The organism is Azospirillum griseum (assembly GCF_003966125.1).
GTDB lineage: Bacteria > Pseudomonadota > Alphaproteobacteria > Azospirillales > Azospirillaceae > Azospirillum > Azospirillum griseum.
The window spans coordinates 1-209 of record NZ_RXMA01000215.1; the positions used below are offsets into that span (position 1 = coordinate 1).

1 protein-coding gene is annotated in these 209 nt (G+C 70.3%); it reads left to right on the forward strand.

Annotation, left to right across the window (positions count from 1 at the left end; all coding sequences use genetic code 11):
* A partial coding sequence (locus EJ903_RS26835; protein ID WP_148105353.1) for an SNF2-related protein occupies window positions 1–209 on the forward strand: 209 nt, incomplete at both ends.

Below are 209 nucleotides of genomic sequence, written 5' to 3' on the forward strand. Positions count from 1 at the left end.
CGCAGGCGACCAAGGCGACCCAGGCGTTGGAGGCGCGGCAACGGTTGTGCCTGACCGGCACGCCGGTGGAAAACAATCTGGACGAGCTGTGGTCGCTGTTCTCCGTCGCCGCGCCGTCGCTGTTCGGCGACCGCACCGGCTTCCGCCGCCTGTTCCGCACCCCCATCGAAAAGCATGGTGACGCGGAGCGGCAGCGGGTGCTGGCCCGC